Genomic DNA, 15,261 nt, shown 5'->3' with positions numbered 1-15,261 from the left:
AGGTCGTATGCGGGTTGCGAAGTGGGGGAATAGTCTGGCCGTGCGCCTTCCGGCCGGTCTGGTCGATGAGTGGGGGCTGCGTGAAGGCGACGAAGTCGAAATCGTCGTTTACCGTGCAGGTGCTTTGGCTGAGAGCCGCAACGCGAGCCCCGAAGCAATTCTCCTGCCGTTGAGGCGTTTCAGAGGCAAGCTGCCAGGCGATTTCAGGTTCAGGCGGAACGACGCAAACGAGTCGGATTGAGTCGACTCGTTCAAGCGCCGGGACGCAGCCGCGGCGCGGTCCAGCTTACTTGTGTTCGTGGCGGAGCGAGGCAATGCGCCATCGCGCGTCGATCACGCACCACTGCTCGACGAAATCGAAGCGGGAATCGATTGCCTGGTTGATTCGTACCGTCCCGATGCCCGTTATCGTCGCCCGTTGTCCGCGCGTAACGATTTGCATGGTTTCGTCCCGATCTGCGATACCGGATCTGTTCGATGCACGTTCGGCCGCTACGACGCGCATTCGCGCAAGAAATTGCGCTTTCGTGCGAATGTGAGCTTCGTGCAGGACAAAGAAGTTCGGGTTTGCGACGAAATCGAGCTGTCCGACATCGGCGTGACGATACGCGTCGATCCAGACGTCGCGCATCTGCGCCAGGGTGAATCGGGGTTCCATAGGCGGTGCATTGTCCTGCTGGAGCGCGGGTGCGCGGTTTTTTGGCGCTATCCGCCGGGGTCAGGAAGGCAGCCTATGGCCGGGCTCATGCTTGGGCAATTGGACAGGTCTGAATCCTGGTTATGCCGTGAGCGGGAAAATGCCGGCAGGGCGCGGGAGTAGACGTCCCGATGACGCATCGTCGGGCTGGCGCTGACTGCGGGGAAGAGGCGTGAAGCAGCACGCAGTGTGCTGCCGTAAGCGATGACAACCGATGGCAGAACGCTGCGCGGCCGCGCATGGAAGCGGCCGATACGGCATGAAAAGCCGAGGAACCGGATGCGACGCGACCGTTACGCGCGTCGCATCCGTCATGACCTTACTCGCTGCTCGTCCACTCGACGTTCGCGCCGACCGAACGCAGGTTCTCGACGAAATGCGGATGCGCGCGGCGGATCGGCAGCGCGTTCATGATTTCCGAGCGGCCTTCGATGCTCGCGGCCACCATCAGCAGCGCGATCGCGACGCGAATGATGTACGGGCTCTCGACGCGCGCCGGCGTCAGTTGCAGCCCGCCGAACGTGATCAGCCGGTGCGGGTCGGACAACAGCACGTGCGCGCCGAACTTCGACAGTTCGCCGGACCAGCCGAGCGCGCCGTCGTAGACCTTGTTCCAGAACATCGCGCTGCCTTCCGCGCGCACGCCGAGCGCGATGAAGATCGGCAGCAGGTCGACCGGCAGGTACGGCCACGGTGCGGCTTCGACCTTGGTCAGGATGTTCTGCGTGAACGGCCGGCGCACGCGCAGCGGGCCGTCGCGTTCCGCGCGCGACCAGCCGTCGCGGTGCGTGACGGTCACGCCGAATTTCGCGAACGTGCGGTCGATCAGCGGGAAATGCTCGGGCGACGAGTTGCGCACCGTGATGTCGCCGCCGGTGATCGCGCCGAGCGCGAGGAACGTCGCGATCTCGTGGAAATCCTCGGCGAAGCGGAACTCGCCGCCGCCGAGCTTGCCGCCGCCCGTCACGCATAGCCGCGACGTGCCGATGCCCTCGATCGCGACGCCGATCATCGCGAGGAACTGGGAGAACTCCTGCACGTGCGGCTCGGAGGCCGCGTTCATCAGCGTCGACGTGCCGTTCGCGGCCGTCGCGCACAGCGCGAAGTTCTCGGTGGTCGTCACCGACGCGTAGTCGAGCCAGTGATCGTTGGCCGTCAGCGGGCCGTCGGTACGGACGATCAGCGAATCGGGCGTGCGCTCGATGTGCGCGCCGAAACGTTCGAACACCTCGACGTGCGGATCGATCTCGCGCACGCCGAGCGTGCAGCCTTTCACGTCGTTCTCGAGGCGCGCGACGCCGAAGCGTGCGAGCAGCGGCGGAATCAGCATGATCGACGAACGCATCGCTTCGGGCAGCCGATGGACCGCCGGATCGAACTTGGTGTTGCGATGGTGAAGCTCGAGCAGACCCGTCGTGAAATCGACCGACACGTCGCTGCCGAGCGTGCGGAAGATGTCGAGGATCTTGCGCACGTCGGTGATGTCCGGCACGCCAACGAGGCGCAGCGGCTGATCGGTCAACAGGGTGGCGCACAGAATCGGCAGGACGGCGTTCTTGTTCGCGGACGGCTTGATGTCCCCGCGCAGCGGAGTGCCGCCGTGGACGATGAGATTCGACATGATATGGGGGCGTATCGGTGACTGACGTAGGCCCATATGATGCCATTGGTCGGCACGCGGCGTGGCATGTTCCGACGGGAAAAGGGGGAATCGGCGCGCGTAACTGACAGTGTTTGACGTCGCGCCCGAGAGGCGACTGGTCGAATGTCGTCCGGCATGGAGAAATGGCCGGCCGCGACTCGGGCCGGCCACGCGCACATTACCTCATCGCGCCGCCCGCATCCGCGCGGCGACCACCAGCGAGATCAGGCAACCGACCGCCAGGTAGCCGGCGACGAGGTGCCACGAACCGCCGGCCACGCTGACGAGGCCGACCGCGATGAACGGCGTGAACCCGCCGCCGACGACGCTCGCGAACTGGTAGCCGACACCCGCGCCGCTGTAGCGGTATTCGGCGCCGAACAGCTCGGTGAACAACGGCTGCTGGACGCTCACGACCATGTCGTGCGCGGCGTTCGCCAACAGGATCGAGAAGATCACGATCCACGCGATCGACCGCGCTTCCAGCGCGACGAAGAACGGCACCGCCGACGCAAGACCGATCAGCGCGCCGATCAGGTAGATACGGCGCAGGCCGTAGCGATCGGCCAGCCACGCGAAGCAGGGGATCGTCACGCAGCTCACCGCGCCCACCAGCAGGCCGATGTTCAGGAACAGGTCGCGCGACATGCCGAGGTTCGTCGTCGAATAGCTGAGCGCGAACGCGGTGACGATGTACATCGTGAACAGCTCGGCAAGCCGCAGTGCAACGATCAGCAGGAACGCCTTCGGGTGGCGCGTCAACGCTTCCAGCACCGGCAGGCGGAGCTTGCGGTTGCCGTGCTCGACCTTCTCGACGAACTCCTGCGATTCGTCCATGTTCTTGCGCACCCACAGCCCGATCAGCACCAGCACGATGCTGAACACGAACGGCAGGCGCCAGCCCCACGACTTGAACGCGGCCTCGCCGAGCGTATGACTGAGGATCGAGACGATGCCGGTGGCCAGCACGAGCCCGACGCCGTAGCCGACCTGCACGCCGCTGCTGTAGAACGCCTTCTTCTGCTTCGGCGCGCTCTCGACCGCCATCAGCGCCGCGCCGCCCCATTCGCCGCCGACCGCGAAACCCTGGATCGCGCGCATCAGCACCAGCAGCACGGGCGCCCACCAGCCGATCGTCGAGAACGCCGGCAGTAGGCCGATCGCGACCGTCGACAGCCCCATCAGCATCACGGTCAGCACGAGCATCCGCTTGCGGCCGAGCCGGTCGCCGTAGTGACCGAACACGATGCCGCCGAGCGGCCGGAACAGGAAGCCGACGCCGAAGGTGGCGAACGCCGCGAGCGTGCCCATCGTCGGACTGACTTTCGGGAAAAACTCGGAATTGAACACCAGCGCGGCGACGATCCCGTACAGCAGGAAGTCGTACCAGTCGACGACGGCGCCGACGAAGCTGCCGATCGCGGCCTTGCGGGCCTGGCTGCGCGCACGGGCGCCGGCGGCGGCGTCGAGGGTGTCGAAGGTGGGGGTCATGGCGATGTCTCCTGGCACGGCGCATCGTGGATCGTGGCGGCGCCGCGTCCGATGCTGCATTGAAGTCGATGGGTGAACGGAGAATAGGGCGCGGACCGCGCGGCGGCAATTGGCCAATCGGATAAAGTGCGCGATTATCGTTCAAATCCGTGCGATTATCGAACGCTTTCCGGGTTTGCACTAGGCGGTGCGACGATATCCCGTTCGGCCGGGGTGTGCCGCCGTGAACGATCTGGTTAAAATCTGCAGCATCGACAACTCGCCCGTTCGGGGCGGAGGCGAGGCCGCCACATCGGCCGCGCATGCCGCACGCGACAGGCCCGATTCCCCATCGACCGCATGCCCCCGGAGACTGGAATGCCCGGCAATTCCCACCCCTTGTCCAGCGATACGCCGCCCGTCGCCGATCCGGCCGCCAATCCGCTCGGGATGGCCGGCCTCGAATTCGTCGAATTCGCGGCGCCCGTGCCGGACGCGCTCGCGCAACGCTTCGAGCAGCTTGGGTTCAAGGCGATCGCGCGGCACGTCAGCAAGAACGTCACGTTGTACCGGCAGGGGCAGATGCATTTCCTGATCAACGCCGAGCCCGATTCGTTCGCCGCGCGCTATGCGGAGGAGTACGGGATGGGCGTCTGCGCGATCGGGCTGCGGGTGGCGAATGCCCGGCGCGCGTTCGAACGCGCGATCCAGCTCGGAGCATGGGCGTTCGAAGGCGAAAAGGTCGGCGTCGGCGAGCTGAAGATCCCTGCCATCCAGGGCATCGGCGATTCGCACCTGTATTTCGTCGACCGCTGGCGCGGGCGGGACGGCCAGCGCGGCGGCGTCGGCGACATCTCCATCTTCGACATCGATTTCCGGCCGATCGACATCGCGACCGCGCATACCGATCTCGACTGCGCGGGCGTCGGCCTGCAGCAGGTCGACCACTTCACGCAAACGGTCGGCGCGGGACGGATGCAGGAGTGGCTGGATTTCTACCACGACCTGCTGCATTTTCGCGAGATCCACCAGATCGACGCGCACTGGCATGTGTCGGAGGAATCGCGCGTAATGGTGTCGCCGTGCGGCGCGGTCCGGATTCCGGTCTACGAGGAAGGCACGCGGCGTACCGACCTGATGCATGCGTACCTGCCCGACCATCCGGGCGAGGGCGTGCAGCACGTCGCGCTGGCCACCGACGACATCCTGTCGTGCGTCGATGCCCTGCGCGCGAACGGCGTCGAGTTCATCGAGCCGCCTGCACGCTATTACGACGACGTCGATGCGCGGCTGCCCGCGCATGGTGTCGATCTCGACGCGCTGCGCCGCCGCGCGGTGCTGGTCGACGGCGAGATCGGCAGCGACGGCGTGCCGAGGCTGTTCTTCCAGACCTTCGTCAAACGCCGCCCCGGCGAGATTTTCTTCGAGATCGTGCAGCGCAAGGGGCACCACGGGTTCGGCGAGGGCAACCTCGCGGCACTCGCCCGCGCGCGCGACGCCGGGTGAACGATCTGCGCCGGCGGCCGGCAAGCGGTTCGGCGCGGGGGCATTCGATGTCCGTATCTGCGACGACGTAACTGCTTCGATCCTGTCAGGGCTACCCGTCGACCAAGGGTCGAAGTACTGCAGCAAAGACCGACAGCCCGTCGCGGCCGGTCGATTCATCACGCCGGATCGGCCGCCGCGAGGTTGCGGCTTTGCCGACGCATGCCCGCGAAGATCGCGTCTGCCACGTCCGCGGGAAAGTCCGGCGGGATCTGCGCGGCGGCTTCGGCAATCGCGGGCTCCGTCCGTGCTGCGACGGCCGCCATCGCGGCCCGCACATTGTCTTCGGTCAGGCCGACACGACGGCCCTGTGCGATCCAGTGGCGCGGCTGGATTTCACCGATCACGTAGTGCCGGTTCTTCCCGCAGACGGCCATCGCCAGGCGGGCGCGGCGCGGCGGGATCTGGTTGCGGCGCGTACCGATGATCGGATGCGCGGACAGCACGTCGTACAGCGGCGTGCTGCGATATGCATTACCGGGCAGGTGCGCGATGCTGAAGTTCTTCGCGTGGCCGTCGATCGCCGCCAACACCCAGAATACAAGCTGTGCGACGAAGAAATTCATCCGGTCGCGCGAAGCGTCGGCCGAATTCGCGAGGATGCCCATGATCGTCTCGATGCCGGGGCCGCCGTCCGTTTCGTATTTCGCCCCCGACGGCGTGCCGGTCGCCTGACACATGTCCTCCTGCGGCAGCCGCAGGATCCACGAGCCGTCGCGCGACGGGCGACGGTCGAAGCGCTCGACGATGAGTGCCTTCTGATCGTCGAACCGGCCGATTTCGCACGGCGCGACCGACAGGCCGTACGCGGCGACAAGCTTCGAGCACAACCATTCGTTTTCGACGGACGTGCGCATGTCGGCCTGCATGTTGCCGACGCGCCCGAGCGGCAGCTTGAAGATGTGGGTCGTCGGCGTGCTGCCCGACGGCCGCAGCCAGCGGTTGCGCTGACGCAGCAGCGCGGTCTTTTCCTGCGCGCCGGCAATCGACAGGCGCAGGTCGCCGTCCGGTTCTCCGCTGCCGGGCAGTGGCGTGGCGGTCGCGTGGCGCAGCACATCGGCAACGGCTGCGTCGTCGAGCGGCGCGCCTTCGATTGCCTCGAGATCGACCGGGGTCTCGTCGGGCGGCAGCATTTGAATCGCGCCGACGCAATCGCGGCCGATCGACGCGAGCAATTCGAACGGCGCTATCGATCGGAGCCGGTAACGCTGCGCGATGCGGCGGCGGATCGGCTCGCTGTCCGGCAGCAGGTTGTCGAAGTAGTCGGCCACGATCGCGCCTTGGTGCGGCTGGTTGCCGGGCGTGAAGGGCAGCGACAATGACAGTGGCCGGCCCTGGGGATCATCGAGCCAGTCCGGCAGGTAGACGAGACGCTCGACCCCGCGCCGGATTTCCCAGTAGCCGACAGGAATGCCGTTCATCCACAGGTCGAGCCGGTCGCTGCGGGCGCGTGCGACCATCGTCACCAGTCCTCCCGCTTCGAGACGCGTGGCGTGGTCCGAGTCGTCGCTGTCGGGCGCCTCCGCGCAGCGCCGACGGCGGTCCCGGTCGGGGTTTTGGCGGCCGTGGTGCCGCGCTTGCCCGCGACCGGCTTGCGGCGCGCCACCGGTTCGGCAGCGGAAGCCGAATCGGCCGCTTCCGCCGGTGCATCCCGCTCGTCGAGGCTGAGCATCATGCGAACGCCAAGCGCGTTCATCACCTTGAAAAGCCGTTCGATGCTGACCGCCGACGGGTTGGCTTCGAGCTGAGCATAAGATTGCTGGGTGATGCCGAGGCGAGCGGCCAGTTGCGCCTGCGTGAGCCCCGCGGATTTGCGGAAGCCGACGAGGATCGGACGCAACTGGGTCAGGGTCTGGACAGGAAAAGCCATCGGGCGCTCCGCGAGATGACAGGTGATCGTTTGTAATCGGAAAATACAGTCTATGACATGTATCGTCAAAATACAAACCATAGGCTGTATTAACAAAAAACAAACAATAACCTGTTACGCGGAACCCGATCGATCATCCCGCTTGCGGTTGTCGCGTACGACGCCCGCGAAGCATACGTGTGCGTCGTGGCACGCCATGCAAGACGTCCCGATACTCGATCGCGCGAAACTGTCCCATGCTGTATGCCATGGCCGTTGCTCGGCGGCACTCGTGTGGATTCTGCTCGGGAGTGTCGCGTCGTTCGGAGAGGTAGCAGCATCGATGCGTCACGCACTACATGGCGATGGCGACATCACGCAAAAGAGGCTCGCGGGATGCGAGCCTCTTCTCTATTTCCGTGCCGTCGATCAGACGTCTCGGAGCATCAACGAGCGGCTCGGCTCCCCCCGTTCACGACCCGCGCGTCGAGCGATTCGCCCAATCGGCCCGTGCCGGCCACTGCGCACAGCCGCGCCGGATGAATCCGACACCCGTGCGAATCACGAGCGCGCCGATCGCGAACGCGGCCAGATCGTCCAGCCGGCCGAAGCCGACCAGCGCCGCACTCATCGCGAGCGCCGCGAGCAACGACGACAGCGCATCGGTCCGCACGTGCCAGCCGCTTGCCTCGAGCAGCGCGGAGCCGGTCTCGCGTGCCTTGCGCAGCATCCAGTACGACAGCACGGCCTTGCCGGCGAGTGTGACGGCAACCAGCGCGAGCGCGGTCGCGCCCGGCTGCACGACGGGTGGCGTATCGAACCGGGTCGTTGCATGCCAGATCATCTGCGCGCCGGTTACGGCCAGCAACGCACCGAGGCCCGCGAGCGCGAGCGGCTCGTAAGTCGGCCGACGTGCCGGCGGCAAGCGCGCGTCGAGCCGACAGGCGACGAGGATCAGCGCATCGGCCGCCAAGTCGATCGCGGCGTGTGCGACGTCCGCGAGCAACCCCGACGAATGCGCGGACCATGCCGCCGCCGTCTCGACGGCGAGCAGCAGCAGGTTGATCGCGAGGCTGACGGCGAGGGCGCGGGACGTGGCTGCGTAAACGTGGGGCGTGGTGCGCGACGGGCGCTGCATGGCGGATCGCTTGTCGGAATCGGGGACGAGTTCGGACGTTACCGGCCGACGGTGGCACGCAAATGACAGACGAAACCACGGCGCCGGGACAGGATTCGGCGCACGACGATCCGCCGGCCGGTAACCCACCGCGCTCACCGCTTTCGATCGCGCTGAAAAAATTACAGCGCACGTTCGTTCGATAGCGAATTCAGCGGCATCGCATGACGCTGCAGCCCCATCGACGCAAGCCGCACAATGGCGTACCAAAGCGTGATGAGCGACGCTGCCGGCGTGCGGTCAGGACCGTGGTTTGCTTTCGCGACAGCCCGGCAGGTTGGCCCAGACGGCGTATCGAGGGAGTTCCTCGGCCATCGGACACCGTCAGGCGACGAAACGCATTGCCCACTCGCTTCAGCAGCCGATGCACGACAGCCAACGCCTTTCCCCGTCCGACACGATGCGTGAGTCAAGCACGATCGTCGTCAGTCGCGTCGTTCATCCGGGGCGGGAAAGGCAATTCGATCACTGGGCGCGCGAGATCGACGCGGCGGCGCGGCGTTACCCGGGGCACCTCGGAAACGTTCGCCTGAGCGATTCGAGCGGCATCAACTACCTGATTTACCGCTTCGACTCGCCGGCGCACCTGCATGCGTGGGTGTCCTCCGGGGAACGGCGAAAGCTGATTGCGAAGGGCGACGAGATATCGGACGAACATCGCGACGCCGCGGTCGGCATGGATGCGTGGTTCGCGATCGCCGGCAAGCCCGCTACACCGAAGTGGAAGACGTTTCTCGTGACGTGGCTGGCCGTCTACCCGGTCCTGCTGTCGATCACGTACCTACTGAATGCGCTCCTGCCAGCGTTGGAGCGTCCTGTCCAACTCGCGCTCAGCTCTGCGCTGCTGACCTCATCGCTGACCTGGATCATCATGCCGCTCCTCACGAGGCAACTTCGGCCATGGCTGCTCCGGGGCGTGAAACAGGTCGAGAGCCTGAGCGACCGACACAGCAACGGATGACGACCCATGCAGAATGAACCATCGATGTCAGGGATGCCGGCGCCCGGCCTGCCGGCCGGTTTCGATCGACGCTTCAGCCGACGCTACGCGCAGGTCGATGACGTGCGCCTCCATTACGTGACCGGCGGCCCGGACGACGGCGAGCTGGTGGTTCTGCTGCACGGCTGGCCGCAAACCTGGTACACGTGGCGTCACGTGATGCCGGTGCTGGCGCAAGAGGGATATCGGGTCGTCGCGGTCGACTACCGCGGCGCGGGCGAATCCGACAAGCCGCTCGGCGGCTACGACAAAGCCTCGATGGCGGGCGACATCCGCGCACTCGTTCGCCAACTCGGCGCGACGCGCATCCACCTCGTCGGCCGCGACATCGGCGTGATGGTGGCGTACGCATACGCCGCGCAACGGCCTGCCGAGATCGTGAAGCTTGCGATGCTCGACGTTCCGGTGCCGGGCACGCGCATCTGGGACGAAGCGAAGGCCCGTGCCGATCCGCAGATCTGGCATTTCGGATTGCATCAGCAGCGCGATATCGCCGAACTGCTGATTGCGGGCAAGGAGCACGCCTACATTCTCGATTTCTACAAGAAGAGGGCCCATGTCGCGTTGTCGAACGACGATATCGCCGTCTACGCCGACGCTTATGCGGCGCCGGGCGCGCTACGCGCCGGGTTCGAACTCTATCGCGCGTTCCCGCAGGACGAGACGCAGTTCAAGGCGTTCATGAAGCACAAGCTCCCGATGCCGGTGCTCGCGCTCGCCGGCGACAAGAGCAACGGCGCCAAGGAATTCGACATGGCGAAGGAACTGGCGCTGGATGTGCGCGGAGCCGTTGCGCCGAATACGGGCCATTGGCTGCCGGACGAGAATCCGGCCTTCCTGACGCGCCAGTTGCTCGATTTCTTCAGGGAGCCCGCGCCAAACCGTTGAAGGCCGCTGCCGTGACCCGTCGCGCTTCTGGCCGCCAGCGCGCGTGCTGGTTTGGTAGGGCGCGCATGGTGCTCCGCATCCGGTGCGACAGCGCGGCTTCGCCGGCGAATGTCGCGGCGCGCAGTACGGCGCGGCCATAACCGGCGTCGGACGCATCGTCCGGGATCACGTCGAATTCCGCGTGCGGCCGAATTCCGCGTGCTTCGTACGATACGCCGGCCGCATCGCGCGTCACGTGATTCGCGATGCCCATCATCCAGCCGTTATCCCACCGTTCGGCAATCCCGTCGCCAAAGCCGCCGCGGGCAACGCGCCCTGCGTGATCTGGCCGGCCGCGTCGCATGCGGCGGCGTGCGCATCACCCGCACCACCAGGTATTCGCCAGCGCCGGCCATCCGTTTTTCCATCGTTGCCCCGGCCAAGCAACGCAAAGTGGCCCGCTTCGAATCGCGCAATGTTGACGTTTTTCGAGGCGGTTGCAGCGGCGTTGTTGCTCGGCACCAAGCTGGGCGAAGGCGGGGCGGCCAACAGCACAGCGCGAAGGGCCGATATCAGACCGGGAATCTTTTATCTCGACATTATAGAAATAATGTCAAATTCAATTATTCGATTGATTGGATATTTGACGGTTTACGTTATATTATTTACGGAATTTACCTCAGAGCCCGCCATGTCCGATCTCGCCGCCGACGAATCCCGCCTGACCGCCGAAATCGAGCGTCTCAAGGCCGACTTTCCGAAAACGCGCGAGCTGTACCGCGAAGCCTGCGCACTGCTGTTCTTCCGCTTCGGCATCACGCCGACGGCGAATCGCCTGTACCAGCTCGTTCGCAAGGGCAGCATGAGCACGCCGACGGCTGTCCTCGGCGAGTTCTGGGCCGAGCTGCGGGAAAAGAGCCGGGTGCGCATCGAGCATCCGGACCTGCCGGCCGATCTGCAGGCAGCGGCCGGCGAACTGGTCGCGGCGCTGTGGAACCGGTCGAGTACCGACGCGGCCGCAGCACTCGATGCGCTGCGCGCGGAAGTCGAGGCCGAGCGGGCGGCGGCGCAAGCGGAAGTCGCGACGCTGCAGGCCGAACTGGCCCGCACCGAAACCGCGCTGGAGCAACGCACGGCCGCGCTGCTGGCCGCGCAGGTTCGCATTCAGGAACTCGAGCAGGCGAGGGCGGCGGACGATGCCTCTCACCAAGCGCTAAAAGCGGAGATCGAACGCCTGAAGGCCGACAACGCGGAGGGCGACCGCGCGCTCGCCGAGGCCCGCGCGGATTTCACCACCCAGCTCGACCGGTTGCGCGACGACGCGGGCCGCGCCGAGGAGCGCCTGCGCGCATCGGAGAAGCGGGCGCTTCAGGAAATCGACCGCGAGCGGCTCGCGGCCGCGCGCTTGCAAAAGGAACTCGACGCGGCGACATCGCGCGCGGAACAGCGCGATGCGCAGCAGCGGAAGGACACGGCCGCGCTACAGGCCCAACTCGGCGACGCGCTGCATCGCTGCGGCGTGCTCCAGGGGCAGCTCGATGGCGCACTGGCGACCGACGCGGCGCGCAGCCGCGAACTTGAGGCGCTGAGGCGCGAGATGGCGGCGCTCATGCGCCGGCCACCGTTGCGCGGCGTCAAGACCGTCCCGGCCGCCGAACGCAGCGAGCGGAGGGCGCGGACGAGAAAGCGTGCCGACGAAGCGCCGCGCTGACAACGAAACCGAGTCGCCGATATGACGCGCCGCACGCAGCCGGCACGAGCAGGCGAGAGCCGCGCCGACCAGGCATTGGGCGCGCGACGGGGATCGGGTAAAGTGCCGCTCAACATGCCGGTTCGACGTTACTAGACGACCGGTCTAATCGTTGCTACCATACGCCATCATGAATGCATCTTCAGGCGCCGAAGTCCGCCAGCACATCCTGAACATCGCGAAGCCGATCATGCTCCACAAGGGGTTTTCGGCGGTCGGTCTGAACGAGATTCTCGCCGCGGCGGGCATCCCGAAGGGCTCGTTCTATCATTACTTCGGCTCGAAAGAGGCATTCGGCGAAGCGCTGCTCGAATCGTATTTCGAAGGCTATCTCGCGCATCTCGACAACCTGCTCAAGCAGCAGGCCGGCACGGGCGCCGAGCGCCTGATGACGTACTGGGGCAACTGGCTGCACACGCAATGCGCGGACGATCCGGAAGGCAAGTGCCTCGCGGTGAAGCTCGGCGCGGAAGTGTCGGATCTGTCGGAAGCGATGCGCGCGGTACTGCGGCGCGGCACTAGCCAGATCATCGAGCGGCTCGCCGGCGGCATCGAGGCGGGGCTCGCCGACGGTTCGCTGAGCGGCGTCGACGATCCGTCGTACACCGCCGCGATCCTGTACGAGCTGTGGCTGGGCGCGACGCTGCTGGAGAAGATTCACCGCGACCGCAAACCGCTCGAAAGGGCGATGGCCGAAACGCGGCGCATGCTGAACCTGCCGCCGGCCGCGCATGACGGAGCACAGTCGTAATCCGGGCGCGCAGGGGCGCGCCTTGTTTTTACCCCAACTCTAGACGACTGGTCTACTCAATCATTCATGACGAACGCTTCAAGCCGAACGCTTCACACCGCGTTACGCTGTCCCGATCGTTCCAACCGCCTGCTTGCGACCGCACCGGCCCGCCCGCCGATGCCGCCGCGGGCGCGCACTTCCTGCTGGTCCATCCCTGATCCGATCGTGCCCACGACGCACGTTCATTCCTGTTGACGGAGGCTCACATGCCGCAAAGCAAGACCGCAAACCGCCAGATCGTCCTGAATTCGCGCCCGGTCGGCGCACCGACACCGGACAACTTCCGCGCCGAAACCGCTGACGTGCCGGTCCCCGGCCCTGGTCAGGTGCTGCTGCGCACCGTCTGGTTGTCGCTCGACCCGTACATGCGCGGCCGGATGAGCGATGCGCCGTCCTATGCGCCGCCGGCCGAACTGGGCCAGCCGATGGTCGGCGGCACGGTCAGCCGCGTGGTGTCGTCGAACCTGCCGGCGTTTCGCGAAGGCGATCTCGTCGTCGCCGGGGCCGGCTGGCAGGACTACGCGCTGTCCGACGGGCGCGACCTGATCCCGCTCGGCCGCGACTTCGCGCACCCGTCGTACGCGCTCGGCGTGCTCGGCATGCCGGGCTTCACCGCGTACACGGGACTGCTGAAGATCGGCGAACCGAAGGCCGGTGAAACCGTGGTCGTCGCGGCCGCGAGCGGCGCAGTCGGCGCGGTGGTCGGCCAGATCGCCAAGCTGAAGGGTTGCCGCGTGGTCGGCGTCGCGGGCGGCGCCGACAAGTGCGCATACGTGACCGGCACACTCGGCTTCGACGCATGCGTCGACCACCACGACCCGGCGTTTGCCGCGAAGCTGAAGGACGCGTGCCCGAACGGCATCGACGTCTATTTCGAGAACGTCGGCGGCGCCGTGTTCGACGCGGTATGGCCGCTGCTGAACGACCATGCGCGCGTGCCCGTCTGCGGCATCATTGCGCATTACAACGATGCGGCCTACGACGACAAGGCGCTGTCGACCGGCCGTGACCGCGTGCCGGCGTTGATGGGCGCGATCCTGCGCAAGCGTATCCGCGTGCAGGGTTTCATCATTCTCGATCACTATGCAACCGGCTATGCGCCGTTCCTGAAGGACATGAGCGAGTGGGTCGCGCAGGGCAAGGTGAAGACGCTCGAGGACGTCGTTCCCGACCTCGCCGACGCGCCGCAAGCGCTGATCGGCTTGCTCGCCGGCAAGAATTTCGGCAAGGTCGTCGTGCGTGTCGGCCCGGACGAGCTGGCCTGATCCCGCCGCTCGACGACATACGACCGTTGCACGCTGGCGTCGCACGACGCCGGCTTGTGGCATGCTCGTTTCCGTTTTCAAAGGAGTGAAAAATGGCGCTTCACGTGATTGCTTCGCTGTTCCTGAAACCCGAACACGCGCAGGCTGCCGAGGCCGAGCTGCGCAGCATGGTCGCCAAGACGCGCACCGAACCGGGCAACCGGCGCTACGACCTGTTCCGCGAGCAGGACGGTTCGCCGAATCTGCATCTGTACGAGATCTACGACGACCAGGCGGCGTTCGACGCGCACCTCGCGAGCCCGTATTTCGGCGAGTTCCGCACGAAGTCGGCCGACTGGTTCACCGCACCGCCGCTCATCAAGGTGCTGGCGGGCATCGACGTGGCCGAGTAACGACACAGCACGCAACACCACCGCCGCGGCCCGCCCGCACCCGGGCCGCGCGGCACCCGTTGCGCACGACGCAACGGCGATGATGACGACCCCATGACGCAGCGCGCGTCGTTCGCGCCGCTCCCCCAATACAACGGCCCCGGAGGCTGAATGATCACCCTCAACATCAACGGCGAAACCCGCTCGGTCGACGCCCCCGACGACATGCCCTTGCTCTGGGTGCTGCGCGACGTCGTCGGCCTGACCGGCACCAAGTTCGGCTGCGGGATCGCGCAATGCGGCGCATGCACGGTGCATCTCGACGGCGTGGCCGCGCGTTCGTGCGTGCTGCCGGTCGCCGCCGTCGCGGGCCGCAAGATCACGACGATCGAAGCCGTCGGCGCGACGCCGGCCGGCCACAAGGTCCAGCAGGCGTGGCGCGAGCTCGACGTCGTCCAGTGCGGCTACTGCCAGTCGGGGCAGGTGATGGCCGCCACCGCGCTGATCGCGTCGAACCCGAACCCGAGCGACGCCGACATCGACGCGGCCATGGCCGGCAACATCTGCCGCTGCGGCACGTACCACCGGATTCGCGCGGCCGTCAAACAAGCCGCGAAGGAGGCCTGACATGTCGCGAGGACTGATCGAAGCAGGTCGGGCGACTGCGGGCGTATCGCGCCGGTCGTTTCTGAAACTCGGCATGTCGCTCGGCGCGGCCGCCGGCGGCGGCTTGCTGCTCGGCTTCAGCCTGCCGGCGGCGGGCGACGATGCGCGCCGCTCGGTGATCGGCGGTGACGCAGCCGAACCCGCGCAGCCCGGCGTGTTCGCGCCGAAT

At 66.4% G+C, this 15,261-nt stretch carries 17 protein-coding genes; 10 read left to right on the top strand and 7 right to left on the bottom strand.

Features of this window, described 5'->3' with window-relative positions; translation table 11 throughout:
* Positions 1-7 precede the first annotated feature (7 nt).
* Complete coding sequence (locus AP428_RS20265; protein ID WP_011547707.1) at positions 8-241, top strand: AbrB/MazE/SpoVT family DNA-binding domain-containing protein; 234 nt, start codon at positions 8-10, stop codon at positions 239-241.
* 45 nt (positions 242-286) lie between these two features.
* Here AP428_RS20265 and AP428_RS36795 read toward each other — a convergent pair whose 3' ends face one another.
* The 3 genes from AP428_RS36795 to shiA all read right to left on the bottom strand — a co-directional run bounded on the left by AP428_RS36795 (position 287) and on the right by shiA (position 3,830).
* Positions 287-658, bottom strand: a complete 372-nt coding sequence (locus AP428_RS36795) for a DUF4440 domain-containing protein (protein WP_041489393.1) — start codon at positions 656-658, stop codon at positions 287-289.
* 358 nt (positions 659-1,016) lie between these two features.
* The gene (locus AP428_RS20255) at positions 1,017-2,318 is read right to left on the bottom strand and encodes a UDP-N-acetylglucosamine 1-carboxyvinyltransferase (RefSeq protein WP_023477875.1); all 1,302 of its coding nucleotides are present in this window, start codon (positions 2,316-2,318) and stop codon (positions 1,017-1,019) included.
* A 204-nt stretch (positions 2,319-2,522) separates the two neighbouring features.
* Positions 2,523-3,830: a shikimate transporter gene (gene shiA / locus AP428_RS20250; protein ID WP_011547704.1), complete on the bottom strand. Its 1,308-nt coding sequence runs from the start codon at positions 3,828-3,830 to the stop codon at positions 2,523-2,525.
* Between the two features lie 357 nt (positions 3,831-4,187).
* Between shiA and AP428_RS20245 the strand changes: the two genes are divergently transcribed.
* Complete coding sequence (locus tag AP428_RS20245; RefSeq protein ID WP_011547703.1) at positions 4,188-5,315, top strand: 4-hydroxyphenylpyruvate dioxygenase family protein; 1,128 nt, start codon at positions 4,188-4,190, stop codon at positions 5,313-5,315.
* A 158-nt stretch (positions 5,316-5,473) separates the two neighbouring features.
* Here AP428_RS20245 and AP428_RS20240 read toward each other — a convergent pair whose 3' ends face one another.
* The 3 genes from AP428_RS20240 to AP428_RS20230 all read right to left on the bottom strand — a co-directional run bounded on the left by AP428_RS20240 (position 5,474) and on the right by AP428_RS20230 (position 8,341).
* Positions 5,474-6,814 carry a type II toxin-antitoxin system HipA family toxin gene (locus tag AP428_RS20240; RefSeq protein WP_011694736.1) on the bottom strand — a complete coding sequence of 447 codons (1,341 nt, stop codon included), beginning with the start codon at positions 6,812-6,814 and terminating at the stop codon, positions 5,474-5,476.
* A gap of 2 nt (positions 6,815-6,816) precedes the next feature.
* Entirely contained in the window at positions 6,817-7,224 is a 408-nt protein-coding gene (locus AP428_RS20235; RefSeq protein WP_011547701.1) for a helix-turn-helix transcriptional regulator, read from the bottom strand.
* 451 nt (positions 7,225-7,675) lie between these two features.
* On the bottom strand, positions 7,676-8,341 hold the full coding sequence (locus AP428_RS20230; protein WP_011547700.1) for a cation diffusion facilitator family transporter: 666 nt from the start codon (positions 8,339-8,341) through the stop codon (positions 7,676-7,678).
* Between the two features lie 403 nt (positions 8,342-8,744).
* On the opposite strand from AP428_RS20230, the gene AP428_RS20225 reads away from it, so the two are divergent.
* Both AP428_RS20225 and AP428_RS20220 read left to right on the top strand, forming a co-directional pair.
* Complete coding sequence (locus AP428_RS20225) at positions 8,745-9,341, top strand: membrane protein (protein ID WP_011547699.1); 597 nt, start codon at positions 8,745-8,747, stop codon at positions 9,339-9,341.
* A 6-nt stretch (positions 9,342-9,347) separates the two neighbouring features.
* On the top strand, positions 9,348-10,268 hold the full coding sequence (locus AP428_RS20220) for an alpha/beta fold hydrolase (RefSeq protein WP_011547698.1): 921 nt from the start codon (positions 9,348-9,350) through the stop codon (positions 10,266-10,268).
* Here the strand turns inward: AP428_RS20220 and AP428_RS20215 are convergent.
* On the bottom strand, positions 10,243-10,524 hold the full coding sequence (locus AP428_RS20215) for a hypothetical protein (protein WP_011547697.1): 282 nt from the start codon (positions 10,522-10,524) through the stop codon (positions 10,243-10,245). The two genes, AP428_RS20220 and AP428_RS20215, sit on opposite strands and share 26 nt — an antisense overlap.
* A 414-nt stretch (positions 10,525-10,938) precedes the next feature.
* Between AP428_RS20215 and AP428_RS20210 the strand changes: the two genes are divergently transcribed.
* The 6 genes from AP428_RS20210 to AP428_RS20185 all read left to right on the top strand — a co-directional run.
* The gene (locus tag AP428_RS20210; RefSeq protein ID WP_011547696.1) at positions 10,939-11,958 is read left to right on the top strand and encodes a DNA-binding protein; all 1,020 of its coding nucleotides are present in this window, start codon (positions 10,939-10,941) and stop codon (positions 11,956-11,958) included.
* Between the two features lie 169 nt (positions 11,959-12,127).
* On the top strand, positions 12,128-12,748 hold the full coding sequence (locus tag AP428_RS20205) for a TetR/AcrR family transcriptional regulator (protein ID WP_011547695.1): 621 nt from the start codon (positions 12,128-12,130) through the stop codon (positions 12,746-12,748).
* 248 nt (positions 12,749-12,996) lie between these two features.
* Positions 12,997-14,055 carry an NADP-dependent oxidoreductase gene (locus AP428_RS20200; protein ID WP_011547694.1) on the top strand — a complete coding sequence of 353 codons (1,059 nt, stop codon included), beginning with the start codon at positions 12,997-12,999 and terminating at the stop codon, positions 14,053-14,055.
* Between the two features lie 92 nt (positions 14,056-14,147).
* The gene (locus tag AP428_RS20195) at positions 14,148-14,447 is read left to right on the top strand and encodes a putative quinol monooxygenase (protein WP_011547693.1); all 300 of its coding nucleotides are present in this window, start codon (positions 14,148-14,150) and stop codon (positions 14,445-14,447) included.
* Between the two features lie 150 nt (positions 14,448-14,597).
* Positions 14,598-15,053 (top strand): (2Fe-2S)-binding protein, encoded by a 456-nt coding sequence (locus AP428_RS20190; protein ID WP_006479019.1) that lies wholly within the window; start codon positions 14,598-14,600, stop codon positions 15,051-15,053.
* A 1-nt stretch (position 15,054) separates the two neighbouring features.
* Positions 15,055-15,261: twin-arginine translocation signal domain-containing protein (locus tag AP428_RS20185; protein ID WP_156349339.1), on the top strand; the 207-nt coding region annotated here is incomplete at its 3' end.

Origin of the sequence: Burkholderia sp. E168m22, from assembly GCF_001319805.1 — a bacterium.
Taxonomy (GTDB): domain Bacteria; phylum Pseudomonadota; class Gammaproteobacteria; order Burkholderiales; family Burkholderiaceae; genus Burkholderia; species Burkholderia orbicola.
Note: the sequence above shows the minus strand (reverse complement) of the source record. Positions and strands in the feature narration are given on the sequence as shown.